The organism is Methylobacterium sp. GC_Met_3 (assembly GCF_026540775.1).
GTDB lineage: Bacteria > Pseudomonadota > Alphaproteobacteria > Rhizobiales > Beijerinckiaceae > Methylobacterium.
Genome location: NZ_JALNUL010000001.1, coordinates 640,311 through 656,060 on the forward strand (window position 1 = coordinate 640,311; position 15,750 = coordinate 656,060).

Sequence of the window (15,750 nt, forward strand, 5' to 3'; positions counted from 1 at the left end):
CTTTGCGGTGCAAAGCACGATCAAGTACGGCGCAGCCCGGGGCGTGAGGCGGATGCAGGACCTGGACAAGGCCTTGGCCGACATCGTGGCGATCCGCTCGCAGATCGCCCGCGATACGGCGTTTCGCGGCGTGGGGGCGGCGACGGTCGCCGGCACCGGCGGGCTCGCGCTGGCCTGCGCGGCGGGCCAGGCCCTGTGGCTCGGCGATCCGGCGGTCCGGACCGGCCTGTTCTTCGGTCTCTGGGTCGCGGCCGCTCTGGCGGCCTTCGCGATGATCGGCATCGAGGCGGTGCGGCGGACACGCCGCCTGCATTCCGGCCTCGCCGACGCCATGGTGTGGAACGCCATCGAGGTCTTCCTGCCGGCGGCCGGCGCGGGGGCCTGCCTCGCCCTGGTGATCGCCCGGTTCGCGCCTCAGGAGGTCTGGATGCTGCCGGGCCTCTGGCAGGTTCTGGTCGGCCTTGGCCTGTTCGCCTCGGCGCGGATCCTGCCGCGCGGCGTTCAGGGCGTGGGCGCGTGGTATCTGCTCGCCGGACTGGGCGTGCTGGCCTTCTCGGCAGAGACGCGCGTCCTCTCACCCTGGGCCATGGGCCTGCCCTTCCTGGTCGGTCAGATCTGGCTGGCTGCGGTCATTCATTACGGCGCCCGGGCCTACGATGATGGCCTCTGATCGCGACGTAGGCCGCTTCTCCTACGAGGGGCTCGACCGGATCATCCACGAGCGGGCGCGGCTCTCCGTGCTGACCTCCCTGGTGGCCCACCCCAAGGGGCTGCCCTTCCCCGATTTGAAGCGGCTGTGCGGCTTGACCGACGGCAACCTGAGTCGGCACCTCGCGGTTCTGAGCGAGGCCGACTTCGTCACGCTGCAGAAGGGGTTGTCGCAGAACCGCCCGCAGACGGTGTGCCGGCTGACCGCGAACGGGCGGCAGCGCTTCATTGGTTATCTCGGCGTCTTGGAGCAGGTCGTCCGCGACGCCGCGGAGGCCGCCGAGTCCGGCCCGGAATCGGGCCGGCGCGGCCTCGATCCGGCCACGAAACCGGCGTGAGACCGTTACACCGTTCCAAGACTGTTAATGTCGCCCTGATAAACTCCATCGATACGCTCTGGCCGGGAGACTTTACGATGCAAAGTGAGGCGGCGCCGAAGGCCCTGCACGCCGCGATCATCATGGACGGCAATGGGCGCTGGGCGACGCAGCGCGGCCTTCCCCGGCTCGCCGGCCATCACCGCGGCGTCGAGGCGATCCGGCGGACCGCCGAGGCCTGCCCGGATCTCGGGATCGGCACGCTGACCCTCTACGCCTTCTCGGCCGACAACTGGCAGCGCCCGGCCGAAGAGGTCGGCGGTCTGATGCGGCTTCTGCGTTCCTATCTGCGCAACGAGACCCAGAGGCTCGCCCGCACCGGTACACGGCTCAGCGTCGTGGGCCGCCGCGATCGGCTCCCGGCGGGCATTCCGGAGGCGATCACGGCCGCGGAGGCCGCCACCGAAGCGGGGCGCCGCCTGCACCTGCGGATCTGCGTCGACTATTCCGCCCGCGACGCGATCATCGCGGCGGCACGGCACCTCCAGGAGCAGGAGCCGGTGACACGCGAGGATTTCGGCGCGCTCGTGGCCGGCCCGATGCACGGCTCGCCGGTCGAGGTCGATCTGCTGATCCGCACCGGGGGCGAGCAGCGCCTGTCCGACTTCTTGCTCTGGGAGGCGGCCTATGCCGAGCTGCACTTCACCGAGCGGATGTGGCCGGACTACGGCCCGGAGGATCTCGCCGCCGCGATGGCGGAATTCCGGAGCCGGGAGCGCCGGTTCGGTGGCCTGAAGACGGCAGCCGTCCCCGCGGCGGCCTGAGCGGCGCTTGACGCGCGCGTCGCGCCGCGCAGAGGGTTTCCGCTATGAACGAGACCCTCGCCGACCGTCGCGTCCTCCTCGTCATCGGCGGGGGTATCGCGGCCTATAAGGCCCTCGACCTGATCCGGCGCCTGCGCGAGCGGGGCGCCAGCGTCTGCCCGGTCCTGACCGCGGGGACGCAGGAATTCGTGACGCCGCTGGCCGCCGCGGCGTTGGCCGGCGAGCGGGCCCATACCGACCTGTTCGACCGCGCCAGCGAGGCCGAGATCGGTCATATCAAGCTAGCCCGGCAGGCCGATGCCGTGGTGGTGGCGCCTGCCACCGCCAACCTGATGGCCCGGATGGCGGGCGGCCATGCGGCGGACCTCGCCACCACCATACTGCTGGCCACGACCCTGCCGATCCTGATCGCGCCGGCCATGAACGTGCAGATGTGGGCGCATCCGGCGACTCGCCGCAACCGCGCGACCCTGGAGGGCGACGGCGTCCATATCGTCGGCCCCAATGCCGGCCGGATGGCGGAGCCAGAGACCGGCCCCGGCCGCATGGCCGAGCCCCACGAGATCGCCGACGCCCTGGAGCGGATGCTCGGGGTGGGCGTCGATCGGCCCCTCGCGGGCCGCCGGGTGCTGGTAACCTCCGGCCCGACCCACGAGCCGATCGACCCGGTGCGCTACATCGCCAACCGCTCCTCCGGCCGCCAGGGCCACGCCATCGCGGAAGCCGCCGCGCGGGCCGGTGCCGCCGTGACGTTGGTTTCAGGGCCTGTAGCGATCCCCGATCCGCCGGGTGTCGCCGTCATTCGGGTCGAGACCGCCCGGGAGATGCTGGACGCCGTCGAGGCGGCGCTGCCGGCCGATCTGGCCATCTTCGCCGCCGCGGTGGCGGATTGGCGCCCGGCGCAGGAGGCCGGCGCCAAGAAGATCAAGAAGGACGGCATCGGCCCCGCGCCGCTGCCGCTCGCCGAGAATCCCGACATCCTCGCCACGATCGCCCGCCGGTCCACGGGGCGCCCGCCCCTCGTGGTCGGCTTTGCGGCGGAGACCGACGCCGTGCTGGACCATGCCGGGGCCAAGATCGCCCGCAAGGGTTGCGACCTGATCGTGGCCAACGACGTCTCGGCGGAGAGCGGTGTGATGGGCGGGTCCGACAACGCGGTTCACCTGATCCACCGGGACGGCGCGGTGGAGACTTGGCCGCGCCTCGGCAAGGACGAGGTCGCTCGGCGGCTGGTGATTTATCTCGCCGGGATGTTGGCGGGGTGAGGCCCCTTTTCCGAGGCTCATGGCAGATTCGAATGCACCGGTCCCTTTCCCGGGTACATACAGCACCAGCGGAATGTGACCCGGGAGCCAGCACAAGACGTCGCGAAGCGTCGATCTGGATCGACCCGGGCCGCTTGCGCGGCGCTTTTGGTGCTCGATCCCGGATCCGGTTCCGCTGCGCTGCACCTGTCCGGGAAAAGGCGGCGGTGCGCGGCGATCCGCACTGCGCCCTGGAAAAGCGGCTGCCCTGGCCTCAACCTTTGCGAGTCGCTAGAAGGCGCGGCGACGGCCGGCGCGCATGGCGCCGGCTCCAGGGAGAAACCATGCCTCGCCTGACCCTCATCGCCGGAGCCGCGTTGATCGCCATGAGCACAGCTGCAACTGCCGAGACTGTCACCCTGCCCTCCGGGCTGAAGTACCAGGACGAGGTCGTCGGGACCGGACCTGAGCCGAAGGCCGGCCAGCAGGTCACCGTCCAGTATACCGGCTGGCTCGATGAGGGCGGCAAGAAGGGCAAGAAGTTCGACTCTTCCCGCGACCGCAACCAGCCCTTCAGCTTCCCGCTCGGCGCCGGTCAGGTGATCAAGGGCTGGGACGAGGGCGTCGCCACCATGAAGACCGGCGGCAAGCGCACCCTGATCATCCCGCCTCAGCTCGGCTACGGCGCCCGGGGCGCCGGCGGCGTGATCCCGCCGAACGCCACGCTGATCTTCGACGTCGAGCTCCTCGGCGCGAAGTAACGTCACCGCTGCGCGACGGCGAGAGTCCCAAGAGAATGCTGTTCGCGCAGCTGCCCGACGAGCTGTTCAAGCCGCTGGCCGCCCCGAGCCGCGGCTTCAACGCGGCTCTCCTGCTGCACCTGCACCGGCGCGTCCTCGGGGCCGAGCCGGTGCGCAAGGCCGAATTGCTCGCCGAGATCGGCGATTTCGCAGCCGGCTGGAGCGATCCCGAGGTCAGCGGCGACGAGCCGATCTCCGCCGATCCGACCGAGCGCCGCACCGCGCTCTACCGGCGCCTGCTCGACACCGGCTGGCTGATCGAGCGCCGTGAGCGCTACGTGCCGGTGGTGGAGTTCGACCCCGAGGCGCGGCTCCTGCTGGAGGAGCTGTCGCGGCTCGAACGGGGCGAGACCCGCTCGTATGGCGGCGCCGTGCTGGAGGTGCTGGGCGGGCTGGAGAGCGCCCTTTCGGATCCCGGCAGCCGGTCCGAGGCCCTGGCGAACGCCGCCCGGGCCTCGGCGGCCTTTCTGGCCCACGTGCGCGGCCTCGCCGCCGGGATGCGCAAGGTCGAGGAGCGCATCCTGCGCGAGCCCGACCGGGCCAAGACCTTCCGGTTGTTCTTCGAGGATTTCGTCGAGCGCCACCTGATCAGCGACTACCGGACGCTGCACACGCGCTTCAACCCGTTCCGCTTCCGCGCCAGCGTGGTCCGCGAGGCCGGGCGGGCGCTCCGCGACGCCCTCACGGTCCGGGCGCTCGCCGAGGGCCTGATCCGCGAGGGCCGGAGCCCCGATCTCGACGCTGCCCAGCGGGCGGTGCGCGCCGACCTCGCCCAGATCCTGTCGGTGTTCGAGGGGCTCGACAACCACCTCGACGCGGTCGATGCCGTGGTGGCGCGGCTGGAGCGCCGGATCGCCGCGGCGCTCCACGTTATGGACCGGCCGAACCCCGGCGGCGTCGAGCGGGCCGCCGCGATGCTCCGGGCCGTCGGCGGCGCCGAGATCGCCCCCGACGTGCCGGCCGACGTGTCGCTGCTGCGCCCGCCGATCGGCCACGCGCATCTTCAGACGCCTCGCGCCCGCAAGCTCGCCATCGACATGGAGCCCCTGCCCGACATCGAGGACGATCCCGTGATCGATGCCTTCGCGGCCGCCAAGGCGGAGTTCCGCCGCCGCACCACGGTGACGCCCGAGGGCATGACGGCCTTCGTGGAAGCCCGGCTCGGCAAGGCGATCCGGCTGCGCGGCTCCGAGATCGCGATCAAGGACGTCGACGACTTCATCGTGTTCCAGCGCCTGCGTGAGATCGACGTGCTGTTCGATGCGCGGCTCGGCGAGCGCTACGCCGTCAGCCGCCTGACCGAGCGCGTGGCCAATGGCTGGCTCGACTGCCCGGATTTCGTGCTGGAGCGCCGCCCCGGTGCTTGAGGGATTCCGCGCCATCATCGACGGCGACGAGCCTGCGCCCCCCGGCGCCCGGGCGCCGGACGCCGAGGAACTCAGCCGCGCCCTCCAGGTCCTGCTGAAGGGACAGGTGATCTACGCCGACACCCCGAATATCGGCCGCTCCTACGAACTCGCCCGGCACTACGCGCCGTTCTTCACCGACTATTTCGCCTGCCTGGGCTACGCGCTGACGGTCTCGCACCGGGATCAGATGGTCTCCCTGAGCCCGGCCGCCGACGCGCCACGCCACGACATCATGTCGGAGCGCCTGCGCAAGGACGAGACCCTGGTGCTGCTGGCGCTGCGGCTGCTCTACGAGGAGGGCCTGCGCGACCACCGGGTCGGCACGGACGGGATCGTCGAATGCACCACCGATGAGATCGTGGAAAAAATCCGGACGGTCGCCCGCAACGAGCCCCCCGAGGAGGGCCGACTGGCCGACATCCTGCGGCTCTACGCAAGGCGCGGTGGCCTGCGACTGGGCGAGCGCGACCGGGTCGAGCGGGTGACGCCGCTGTCGCTCCTGCCCGGCGTGGCGGTGCTGGCCTCGGACGCGTGGCTGGAGCGCCTGCGGGCGTGGTCCGAGGCCGGCGAGGCCTGACCCACCCGATCAGGCCGCCCGAACGGTTGCGAGAAATTGCTCGACCTCGGACCCGAGCCGGGCGGCCTGCTCGGCCATCTCGGAGGCCGCGCTCAGCACCTGCCCGGCCGCTGCGCCGGTCTCGTCGGCCGCGCCGGCGACCTCCGTGATGTTGGCCGTGACGATGTCGGTCCCGGACGCCGCCTGGGTGACGTTGCGGACGATCTCCTGCGTGGCCGCGCCCTGCTGAGCCACCGCGCTGGCGATCGTGGTCGCCGTGGCGTTGATTTCGCGGATCCGGCTGGCGATGCCGTCGATGGCCCGGACGGCGTGATCGGTCGAACCCTGGATCTGGCCGATCTGCCGGCTGATCTCCCCGGTGGCCTTCGCGGTCTGCTCGGCGAGCTGCTTCACCTCGGCGGCGACCACCGCGAACCCCTTGCCGGCATCCCCGGCCCGGGCCGCCTCGATGGTGGCGTTCAAGGCCAGCAGGTTGGTCTGCCCGGCGATCTCCGCGATCAGCGTCACCACCTCCCGGATCGTCCGGGCTCCGGTGCTCAGCTCCTGGACCAGGTCGGTGGTCGTGGCCGCCTCGCGGACAGCGACCTGCGCCAGATCCGCCGAGGCCACCACCTGACGGCCGATCTCATCCACCGAGGATCCGAGTTCCTCGGCCGCCGCCGCCACGGTGTTGACGTTGGCGGCGGCCTCCGCGGCGGCAATGCGCGCATCGCCCGAGCGGTCGGCCGTCCGGGTCGCCGTCGCGGTGAGGGCCTGGGCCGTTGCCTGAAGTTGCGTCGCCGCGGCCGTGACCGTGCGGACGATGCCGCCGATGGCGGTTTCGAACCGCTCCGCGAGGTCGCGCATCGCCTGCCGGCGCTCTCCCTCGGCCTCCGCGCGGCTACGGGCCGCCTCGGCCTCCAGGGCGCGGGTCTGGATCAGGTTCTGCCGGAAGACCTGCACGGCGGCCGACATGGCGCCGATTTCGTCCCGCCGCGCCGCATAGGGCACCGCTGAATCCGCATCGCCCCCGGCAAGGCGGCGCATGGCGTCGGTCATCACGGTGATCGGCCGCGAGACCCCGAGCAGCGCATAGAGCGTTGCGCCCAGCCCGACCACCAGCATGCCGGCCAGGATCGCGACGGTCGTCGTGACCGCGCTGGCTTGGCTCTCCCGGGCGGCTCGGCTGGTCTCCTCGACGGTCCGGACATGCCGCTCCACCAGCGCATGCGCGGCCTTCGACGCGTCCTGGTAATGAGCGTTCATGGCGCCCCGGTAATAGGACATCGCCGCCTCGCGCTGGCCAAGGCTCATGCCGCGCAACCGATCCCAGTCGTAGGTCTGGGTCTTCAGCTTGGCGATCAGCGTGTCGAAGAGCGCCTGCTCGTCCGGCGCGACGATCCGGGCCTTGTAGGCTTCGACCCGTGCGGCCCGATCCTTCAGCATGTCTTCCACCGCCGCGCGGCCCGCATCGCGGTCGGCCTCCGTGTCCGCCGTGGCGACCCGCACCTGCAGCAGACGCGCCTTGACAGTCAGCGCGCTGATGGTTTCCGCCGCCTCCAAAGATGGCATCGCCCTGTCGAGCAGTTCGGTCAATTGATGGTCGACGAATTTCATTCGAGTGATCGTCATTCCGCCTTGTATCGCAGCTGCGATAAGCAGAAACAGGAACAGGCTGCTGAGTTTTGTTTTGATGTTTGTGGGCATGTTCTTGTCAGTTCTCTAGCCTCCGGCAACGATACCGGGGGTGCTGGTCCGAGCAAGCTGGCGGTTCGCGCAGAACTTGAGGCGCCGCGGCCTCTGTCACCGGCTTGCATACGCGGCCGAGTCCGGCCAACTGAACCGATCGTTCTCCGCCCCGGCCCCGACATCGTGTACGTCCTCACCGATATCGCCATCGCGAACTGGTATCTGATCCGCCGTGAGCAGATCCGGCTGCGGGGCGCTGCCGCCCTGGTCGGGCCGACCGGGGCCGGCAAGTCGACGATCTTCGACGCGGTCGGCACGGTGCTGGCCGGCAACAACGCCAGCCGTCTCGCGCTGAACGCCTCCGCGTCCGGCCGCAGCGCCCGCACGGTGCGGGACTATTGCCTGGGCTGGATCAGCGACCCCGCGGAGGGCGGACGGCCGACCCGCGAATCCTGCGAGACCGTGCTGGCGCTGGTGTTCGAGAACCCGGCCTCGGGCCGGATCGTCACGGTCGGGCTGGCGCTCGCGGCCCGGGCGGTCGAGCCAAAGGAGACGGTCCTGTCGCGCTTCATCGCGGTCGGGCACCGGTTCGAGATCGCCGATTACGCCCGCACCGCCCCCGGCGGCACCTACACAGCCCCCTGGAGCGAGATCGCCGGGGATCTGCGGGCCCGGGCGTCGAGCTTCACCGAGTACCGGACCTCCGGCGAGCGCTTCACGGCCGATGTGCTGGCCACCCTGCGCGAGGGCGCGCCGGCGCCGGAGCCGCGGCACTTCCTGCGCAGCTTCGCCAACGCGGTGGCGTTCAAGCCGATCTTCGACACCAGCGCCTTCGTGCGCGCCTTCGTGCTGGAGCCGGAGCCGCTCGACGTGGACCGCGTCCGCCAGTCCGTCGCCAACTGGCGCCGGCTGCTGGAGACCATCGGCGAGCTGGAGAGCCGGCTCGCGCGCCTGCGGCGCCTGCGCGACCGCTACGAGGCCTGGAGTGAGGCGATCCTCGATACGGCGGCGCACGAACTGCGGGCGGCCTCCGCCGAATTGCGCCGCCGCAGCCTCGACCTCGTCGCGGTCCGGCTGCGCCTGCGCGAGGGGGGCGACGCCCTGCGCATCGCCCGGGAGCGCGTGGCGGCGAGCCGCGGCTTCGTGCGCGACATCGACGGGGAGATCGCCGAGAAGAAGGCGCTCGCCGCCGCCAGCGTCGCCGAGGGGCGGCTCGCCGCCTCGACGCTCGGCCTCTCCATGCTGGAGCGCGACCGGAAGGAGCTGGCGGGCCGGATCGCCGACCTCGTCGCGCTCATCAGCCAGATGGGCAAGCTCCAGCCCGTCGCCCCGCTCCTGCGGCAGGGCTGCCCGCAGGCGGCACGCTTGGCCGAATCCTGCGCCCGCGCCGGCCTGCGCCGGGAATCGCCCCCCGAGGAAATCCTGCGCCCCGAGGGCCCCCTGGCGGAACTGATCGACGGGCTGACGCGGCTGCCTGAATTCGACGAGATCCTGGAGCGGGCCGCCGAAGATGCGGCCCTCAAGGCCCGCGCCCAGGAGAGCGAGGCCGAGCGCACCGCGCCCCGCACTGGCGCCGGCCCGGCGGCGCGCCTGTCCTCCGACACGGTGGCGTTCCGCGGCGAGCTGGAGCGGCGCGGTATCGACGCCCTGCCAATCTGTGAACTCGCCGAGATCGTCGATCCGACCTGGGGGCCGGCGCTGGAAGGGCTGCTCGGGCGCGCCCGGGAGGCCCTGGTGGTGGCACCCGACCGGCTCCACGAGGCTTTGGGCGTGCTCCAGGGGGGGCGCGACCGGTTCCACCGCTGCATTTTGGTCAAGACCACCGACACCGCCAAGCAGCGCGCCCGCCGCTACGATGACGGCCCGCTCACGGTGATCGAGACCCGCGATCCGCACGCGGAGGCGTTCCTGGGGGTGCGGCTCGGCGGCTACGATCTCGCCAAAGATGATTCGGAACTCGCCCGCCTCGCCCGGGCCGTGGCGCCGAGCGGGCGGACCACCGCCGGCATGGCGTATTCGGTGACGCGGAGTGTCGATCTGCTCATGACGCGTGGCCATCGCGGGCCCACGGTCGACAGCCGACGCGTCCACGAGGCCGCGGTCGCGGAGGCGCGACGCCTGCGCGGCGAGGCGGCGGTCTTGCGCGAGGCCGCCCGCACCGCCGCGGCGATCCGGGCGCGCATCGCCCGGGGCCTCGACGACATCGACACGCTGCGCGCCGAACTCGACGGTCTCGACGGACGGCGGCGCACCCTCCAGACCGAGCGCGAGGGCATCGAGAAGCGCGACACCGCCGGGCTCGCCGCCGAGATCGCCGCGCTGACGACGGAGCGCGTCGCCTATCTGCGCGAGCTATCGGAGGAGCTGGAGCCGAAGCTGGACCGCCTGCTGGCCGACGAGGCGGCGCTCCGCGCCCGGCTGGTGACCATGCGCGAGGCCGCGCGCGCGGCGCTGGCGGCCCGGCGCGCGGCTCTGCGCCAGGTCCTGGGCGGCGACGCCGCCCGGGTCCGCCTCGCCCGCTCGGAGGTGTTCGATCTGCGCGTGATCGCCGAGGCCCGGGGCGCACTGGCGGGCCTCGACGCCAAGGCCGCCGGGTCCCGGGCCACCTTCGAGCGCGGGCTCGCCAAGGAGGCCGCCGAGGCGGCCCGCTCGCACGGGCGGGTCGCCGAGCGGGAATTGGCGGAGGCCTGCGCGGCGTGGCGGGTCGAGAACCCGCTCAACCAGGGCGACGCGCCGGCGATCGACGGGTTCGCCTGGGTTCGGCGGGAATACGAGGCGGTCGAAGGCCACGAATTGCGGCGCTACCGGGCCCAGGCCGAGCGGGCCGAGGTCGAGATGCGCCGCCTGATGACCGAGGATCTTCTGACTCGCCTCGCCGACCGGTTCGAGCGGGTCCACGCCCGGCTGGAGGCGCTGAACGAGCGGCTCTCGGCCCGCAGCTTCACGGGCCAGACCTACGCGTTCGAGGCGGCGGTGGACCGCCGCTACGCCGCCGTCCACGCGCTCGCCACCGAGACCGCACGCTCGCCCGAGGCCGCGCAGGCGTTGCTCGACGGCGCCACCGAGGGCCCGATGGCGTCGGCCCTCGCCGAAATCACCGCGCTCATCGCCGGCGAGGAGGATGCGGCCCGGCTGGCGGATTACCGCAACTACTTCGTGTACGAGATCGGCATGCGCGACCGGGCGGGCAACCGCACCACCATGTCGGCCCGGGCGCTGCGCGGCTCGGGCGGTGAGGCGCAGGCGCCGTTCTACGTGGCGATCGCGGCCTCGCTGGCCAGTGCCTATTATCCGGGCGACCGGCCGGGGGACGAGAATCCGGGCTTGGGTCTCTGCCTCCTCGACGAGGCCTTCTCGAAGCTCGACGTGCGCAACAGCCAGGCGCTGGTCGACCTCTACCGGGCCTGGGGCCTACAACTCCTGATCGCCGCGCCCGAGGACAAGCGCACGACGCTCACCGAGGTGATGGACACCATCGTCACCGTGTACAAGAGTCCGGACCTGACCTCCGTCCGGATCGAGGCCGAGCACCCGCTGGAAGCGGCCCGGCGGGCGCTGCACGCGATCAACCCCGATCAGATCGGGATCGAGGGGTTTCGGCAGGCGGACGCGGCTGAGTGAGGTGGGGCGCCTACCCCTCGGGGCTGACGCTCTCTCCTCCCCGTGTGGCTATGGCCTGAACATGTTTGCGGTGTGTCTCTGATGACAAAGCGCGACAGGCCCCCTCTCCCGTGCGGGAGAGGGTTGGGGTGAGGGACGAGAAGGTTCAGGATCGAGCGCGCCAGCGACGCGCGGTCAGGGTGCGCCTCTTCCGGACAGTTCTGCGCCCTCACCCTGTCCCTCTCCCGCACGGGCGAGGGGACCCGCGCCCGATCCTGAAGCGGAATCGCCGGAGCCGAAATGGAAATCTGGTAGTCCGCAGAGAGGAGAGGGAGAGACCCGGACGCGCTCGCTCCGATCACGCTCCCAGCACCTTGAGCACGTCCCGCGCCGCACGCTCGCCCTCCAGCGTTGCGCCGCCGACCGTCATAGCGCCGCCGCCGGCCAGAGCCTCCCCGGCGAGGAACACCCGGCCGCCCACCGGTGCGCGCAGGCGCTCGCGCGCCTCCGCGTGGCCCGGTGCCGCGATGGAATAGGACCCGTGGGCGTAGGGATCCGTCCACCACGCGGCGAGCCGTCCCGCCAGCACCGCGCCTCGGGCCTTGCCGCCCAGGATCGCGCTCAGGCGCTCAGTGGCGAACGCCACCGCCGCCGCTTCGCCGGCCCGGCATAGGTCGCGGGCGCCGTCGCCGCCGAGATTGGCCACCGCCAGGGGCCGTTCGAACGGGCCCATCTCGAAATACAGAGTCGGGCCGCCGGTCGCGATCGAGACTGCATCCCCGAACGCCGCCGGATCGATCTTGGCCGGGTCGAGGCGCAGGCCGATCTTGGTGTAGGCGCCCATGTGCAGCCCATCGAGCGCCGTCCGGTGAGGCTCGGGCAGGCCGGGCGTGAACCGGAAGGCGCCGCTGTGCAGCACGCCCACTGGCACCGTGACGATGACGGCCGCCGCCGATCGGGTTCCCCGCGCGGTCTCGACGCGAACCTCCGGCCCTGACCAGTCGATCGCCTGAACTGGGCAGCCGAGCATCACCGGCAGGTCGGCGAAGTGGCGCGCGAGGAGGTTGCCGTAGCCGTCGACCCATAGGTCGGTTCCGGACCAGAGCCGGTCGTAATCGACCGCCGAGACCCGCTCGGGATCCTCGCCGAGCGACAGCCGGCTCAGGCCCGCCGCAGCTCGTTCGGTATCGGGACCGCCGGCCCGGGCCGCCTCGGCGAGCGACAGGTCGTCACCCTTCGGTTGCAGCAGCGCGTCGAGACCGGAAAACCCCGCCCGGCGGGCGGCCTGCTCGGGCTCCGTGGCGGGACGGCCGTCGATCGTGAGGGTGCGCGCCCAGCCGTCCTCGCGGGCGAACCGCGCGCCGGCCGCCCGGGCGATCGGCGCCCAGGGATTGCGCTCGGCCCAGTGGATGTACTCGGCGCCGGCGTCGAACGGGCAGTCGGGACCCAGGGCCGTATCGGTGAAGGCCCGGCCGCCGATGCGGTCCCGCGCCTCCAGGAGCGTGACGCTCTGGCCCGCAGCTCGCAAGCGAGACGCCGCCGCCAGACCCGCCGATCCGGCGCCGACCACCACCACGCTGCCGCCGCTCGCCGCCGTGCGAAGCGCCGGGGCCGCGAGCAGCGGAGCGGCGAGAAGCGCGCGTCGGGTCGGTTGCATGGCGGCTCCTCGATCAGACCCCGGAGCCGGCGAACGGAGGGCTGGCTCTAGCCTCGCGCGCCCGGGGTACTGGAGCGCTTCTCCATCATCGCCTTGACCTGCATCAACTGGTCCCAGACCTGACCCGGCGATGTCCCGAAGAAGCTGAATCCCGCACTGACGCCCAGGTAGAGGCCGACGCAGATCAGCGGCACGAGAAACCAGGCCAGGATCTCTTCACCGCGCTTCCGGCGGCGGCGGCGCAGACGCCGCTCCTCCCGCCAGGTCGGCTTCCTGGACGGTGCCGTCTGCGCGACGGGCGAGAGCGGACCCTCGTGCAGGTTGTCGGTCATCGGACGCCTCCTCGCCGCGGCGCTGTCGCGTCGCGGCGGTCATAGACCGGCAATTCCTAGTCTGGAAGGCCGCCGGCCGGCATGCACACCATTAGGCGCGCACGAGTGGCACCTTCGGCACGGTCCGGACGCCGCCGCCCGAGCCGCCACCGCCGCCCTTGTCGTCCTTGGGCGTCTTCTTCCGCGTCGCGGTGCGGGGCTTGGCCCGCTTGTGGCGCTTGGCGGCGTTGGTCACGTCGGCCTCCGGCTTGGGCGTCACGGGACCGGCCGGGAATTCGAAGCCCAGGCTGTCCTTGGCACCGGCCTTGGCCTCCTCGTCCTCCGGCTTGCGCACGATCACCCGGACCGCGCCGCCATCCTTCAGCTTGCCGAACAGCACCTCGTCGGCGAGCGGCGTCTTGATGGTCGACTGGATCAGCCGCGCCATCGGGCGGGCCCCCATGGCATCGTCATAGCCATGCTCGACCAGCCACGCGCGGGCCTCGTCGGAGAGCTCGATCGTGACGTTGCGGTCGGCGAGTTGCGCCTCGAGCTGAAGCACGAACTTGTCCACCACCTTCGCCACCACTTCCTTCGGCAGGTGGCCGAAAGAGATGATCGCGTCGAGACGGTTGCGGAATTCCGGCGCGAACAGCTTGTTGATCGCCTCCACGTCGTCGCCCGTGCGCTTCGTCTGGGTGAAGCCGTAGGCCGACTTCGCGAGGTCCGAGGCGCCCGCGTTGGTGGTCATGATGATGATGACGTTGCGGAAATCAACCTGCTTGCCGTTGTGGTCGGTCAGCTTCCCGTGGTCCATCACCTGCAGCAGGATGTTGAACAGGTCCGGATGCGCCTTCTCGATCTCGTCGAGCAGGAGCACGCAGTGCGGGTGCTGGTCGATTCCGTCGGTGAGCAGGCCGCCCTGGTCGAAGCCGACATAGCCGGGGGGCGCGCCGATCAGGCGGCTCACCGTGTGGCGCTCCATGTATTCCGACATGTCGAAGCGCAGCATCTCGACGCCCAGCGACGAGGCGAGCTGCTTGGCGGCCTCGGTCTTGCCGACGCCGGTCGGACCCGCGAACAGGTACGAGCCGATCGGCTTATCCGGGTCGCGCAGGCCGGCCCGGGCCAGCTTGATCGCCGAAGTCAGGGCCTCGATCGCGTTCGGCTGGCCGTAAACCACGCGCTTCAGGTTTTCGGTGAGATGCTGGAGCACCACCGCGTCGTCCTTGGAGACGGTCTTGGGCGGGATCCGCGCCATCGTGGCGATGGTCGCCTCGATCTCCTTGATGCCGATGACGCGCTTGCGGCGCGCCTCCGGCACCAGCATCTGCGAGGCACCGGTCTCGTCGATCACGTCGATCGCCTTGTCGGGCAGCTTGCGGTCGTTGATGTAGCGGGCCGACAGCTCCACCGCGGCCTTCACGGCCTCGGTCGTGTACTTGAGCTTGTGGAACTCCTCGAAATACGGGCGCAGCCCCTTCACAATTTCGATCGTGTCCGGGATCGACGGCTCGTTGACGTCGATCTTCTGGAAGCGGCGGACCAGGGCGCGATCCTTCTCGAAGTACTGGCGGTACTCCTTGTAGGTGGTCGAGCCGATGCAGCGCAGGGTGCCGGAGGCCAGAGCGGGCTTGAGCAGGTTCGACGCGTCCATGGCCCCGCCCGAGGTCGCACCGGCACCGATCACCGTGTGAATCTCGTCGATGAACATGATCGCGTTCGGGTGCGCTTCGATCTCCTTCATCACCTGCTTGAGGCGCTCCTCGAAGTCGCCCCGGTAGCGGGTGCCGGCGAGCAGCGTGCCCATGTCGAGGGAGAACACGGTCGCATCGGCCAGGACCTCCGGCACCTCGTGCTGGATGATCTTGCGTGCGAGCCCTTCCGCGATCGCGGTCTTGCCGACGCCGGGGTCGCCCACCAGCAGCGGGTTGTTCTTCTGCCGGCGGCACAGGACCTGGATCGTGCGCTCGACTTCGGTATGGCGGCCGATCAGCGGGTCGATCTTGCCGTCGCGGGCCTTCTTGTTGAGGTTGACGCAGTAGGCGTCCAGCGCGTCGCCCTTCTTCTTGGCGCCGCGGGGATCGCCGTCGTCGCTCGGACGCTCCGCAGCCCCCTCTTCCTCGGCGCCGCGCACCGGCTTCGATTCGGAAGCGCCGGGGCGCTTGGCGATGCCGTGGCTGATGTAGTTGACCGCGTCGTAGCGGGTCATGTCCTGCTCCTGCAGGAAGTAGGCGGCGTGACTCTCGCGCTCGGCGAAGATCGCCACCAGCACGTTCGCCCCGGTCACTTCCTCGCGGCCGGAGGACTGGACGTGGATCACCGCGCGCTGGATCACCCGCTGAAACCCGGCCGTGGGCTTGGCGTCCTGCCGGCCGTCGCCGGTGAGGTTGGACAGTTCCGTGTCGACGTAGTCGATCAAGCTCCGCTTGAGCGTGTCGACCTCGACGTTGCAGGCGCGCATGACCGCGGCCGCGTCCTGATCGTCCACGAGGGCGAGCAGGAGGTGCTCCAGCGTCGCGTATTCGTGCCGGCGCTCTCCCGCGAGCGCCAGGGCGCGGTGGAGAGCTTGTTCTAGGCTGCGTGAGAAGCTTGGCAAAGCTGGCCTCTGTCCTTCGTGCCTACCGCGAACGGC

General features: G+C 71.1%; 12 protein-coding genes. 8 read left to right on the top strand and 4 right to left on the bottom strand.

Annotated features, from left to right (window positions below; all coding sequences use genetic code 11):
• The first annotated feature begins 52 nt into the window (after positions 1 to 52).
• The 7 genes from OXS27_RS03115 to OXS27_RS03145 all read left to right on the top strand — a co-directional run bounded on the left by OXS27_RS03115 (position 53) and on the right by OXS27_RS03145 (position 5,879).
• A complete protein-coding gene (locus OXS27_RS03115; RefSeq protein ID WP_243925256.1) occupies positions 53 to 670 on the top strand; it encodes a hypothetical protein in 618 nt (205 codons plus the stop codon).
• Positions 657 to 1,046 (top strand): transcriptional regulator, encoded by a 390-nt coding sequence (locus tag OXS27_RS03120; protein WP_267354230.1) that lies wholly within the window; start codon positions 657 to 659, stop codon positions 1,044 to 1,046. The genes OXS27_RS03115 and OXS27_RS03120 overlap by 14 nt, the downstream gene beginning before the upstream one ends.
• Before the next feature lie 77 nt (positions 1,047 to 1,123).
• On the top strand, positions 1,124 to 1,849 hold the full coding sequence (locus OXS27_RS03125) for a di-trans,poly-cis-decaprenylcistransferase (protein ID WP_243925189.1): 726 nt from the start codon (positions 1,124 to 1,126) through the stop codon (positions 1,847 to 1,849).
• Between the two features lie 44 nt (positions 1,850 to 1,893).
• Positions 1,894 to 3,114: a bifunctional phosphopantothenoylcysteine decarboxylase/phosphopantothenate--cysteine ligase CoaBC gene (gene coaBC / locus OXS27_RS03130; protein ID WP_267354238.1), complete on the top strand. Its 1,221-nt coding sequence runs from the start codon at positions 1,894 to 1,896 to the stop codon at positions 3,112 to 3,114.
• A gap of 323 nt (positions 3,115 to 3,437) precedes the next feature.
• Complete coding sequence (locus OXS27_RS03135) at positions 3,438 to 3,854, top strand: FKBP-type peptidyl-prolyl cis-trans isomerase (protein ID WP_243925185.1); 417 nt, start codon at positions 3,438 to 3,440, stop codon at positions 3,852 to 3,854.
• A gap of 35 nt (positions 3,855 to 3,889) precedes the next feature.
• Positions 3,890 to 5,260, top strand: coding sequence for a Wadjet anti-phage system protein JetA family protein (locus tag OXS27_RS03140; RefSeq protein ID WP_267354239.1), 1,371 nt, complete (start codon positions 3,890 to 3,892; stop codon positions 5,258 to 5,260).
• The gene (locus OXS27_RS03145; protein WP_267354240.1) at positions 5,253 to 5,879 is read left to right on the top strand and encodes a DUF4194 domain-containing protein; all 627 of its coding nucleotides are present in this window, start codon (positions 5,253 to 5,255) and stop codon (positions 5,877 to 5,879) included. The genes OXS27_RS03140 and OXS27_RS03145 overlap by 8 nt, the downstream gene beginning before the upstream one ends.
• A 9-nt stretch (positions 5,880 to 5,888) precedes the next feature.
• On the opposite strand, the gene OXS27_RS03150 is transcribed toward OXS27_RS03145, so the two are convergent.
• Positions 5,889 to 7,565: a methyl-accepting chemotaxis protein gene (locus OXS27_RS03150; RefSeq protein ID WP_267354241.1), complete on the bottom strand. Its 1,677-nt coding sequence runs from the start codon at positions 7,563 to 7,565 to the stop codon at positions 5,889 to 5,891.
• A gap of 165 nt (positions 7,566 to 7,730) precedes the next feature.
• Between OXS27_RS03150 and OXS27_RS03155 the strand changes: the two genes are divergently transcribed.
• A complete protein-coding gene (locus tag OXS27_RS03155) occupies positions 7,731 to 11,168 on the top strand; it encodes an SbcC/MukB-like Walker B domain-containing protein (protein ID WP_267354242.1) in 3,438 nt (1,145 codons plus the stop codon).
• 337 nt (positions 11,169 to 11,505) lie between these two features.
• On the opposite strand, the gene OXS27_RS03160 is transcribed toward OXS27_RS03155, so the two are convergent.
• From OXS27_RS03160 to clpA, 3 genes are all read right to left on the bottom strand, one after another.
• A complete protein-coding gene (locus OXS27_RS03160; protein WP_267354243.1) occupies positions 11,506 to 12,804 on the bottom strand; it encodes an FAD-dependent oxidoreductase in 1,299 nt (432 codons plus the stop codon).
• 47 nt (positions 12,805 to 12,851) lie between these two features.
• Positions 12,852 to 13,136: a hypothetical protein gene (locus OXS27_RS03165; protein ID WP_267354244.1), complete on the bottom strand. Its 285-nt coding sequence runs from the start codon at positions 13,134 to 13,136 to the stop codon at positions 12,852 to 12,854.
• A gap of 91 nt (positions 13,137 to 13,227) precedes the next feature.
• The gene (gene clpA, locus OXS27_RS03170; protein WP_243925164.1) at positions 13,228 to 15,714 is read right to left on the bottom strand and encodes an ATP-dependent Clp protease ATP-binding subunit ClpA; all 2,487 of its coding nucleotides are present in this window, start codon (positions 15,712 to 15,714) and stop codon (positions 13,228 to 13,230) included.
• Positions 15,715 to 15,750 lie beyond the last annotated feature (36 nt).

Coding starts and splice junctions, on each gene's coding strand:
- OXS27_RS03150 (WP_267354241.1), bottom strand. CDS start 7,565: ATGCCCACAAACATCAAAACAAAACTCAGCAGCCTGTTCCTGTTTCTG.
- OXS27_RS03115 (WP_243925256.1), top strand. CDS start 53: ATGCAGGACCTGGACAAGGCCTTGGCCGACATCGTGGCGATCCGCTCG.
- OXS27_RS03135 (WP_243925185.1), top strand. CDS start 3,438: ATGCCTCGCCTGACCCTCATCGCCGGAGCCGCGTTGATCGCCATGAGC.
- coaBC (WP_267354238.1), top strand. CDS start 1,894: ATGAACGAGACCCTCGCCGACCGTCGCGTCCTCCTCGTCATCGGCGGG.
- OXS27_RS03160 (WP_267354243.1), bottom strand. CDS start 12,804: ATGCAACCGACCCGACGCGCGCTTCTCGCCGCTCCGCTGCTCGCGGCC.
- OXS27_RS03120 (WP_267354230.1), top strand. CDS start 657: ATGATGGCCTCTGATCGCGACGTAGGCCGCTTCTCCTACGAGGGGCTC.
- OXS27_RS03165 (WP_267354244.1), bottom strand. CDS start 13,136: ATGACCGACAACCTGCACGAGGGTCCGCTCTCGCCCGTCGCGCAGACG.
- OXS27_RS03125 (WP_243925189.1), top strand. CDS start 1,124: ATGCAAAGTGAGGCGGCGCCGAAGGCCCTGCACGCCGCGATCATCATG.
- OXS27_RS03140 (WP_267354239.1), top strand. CDS start 3,890: ATGCTGTTCGCGCAGCTGCCCGACGAGCTGTTCAAGCCGCTGGCCGCC.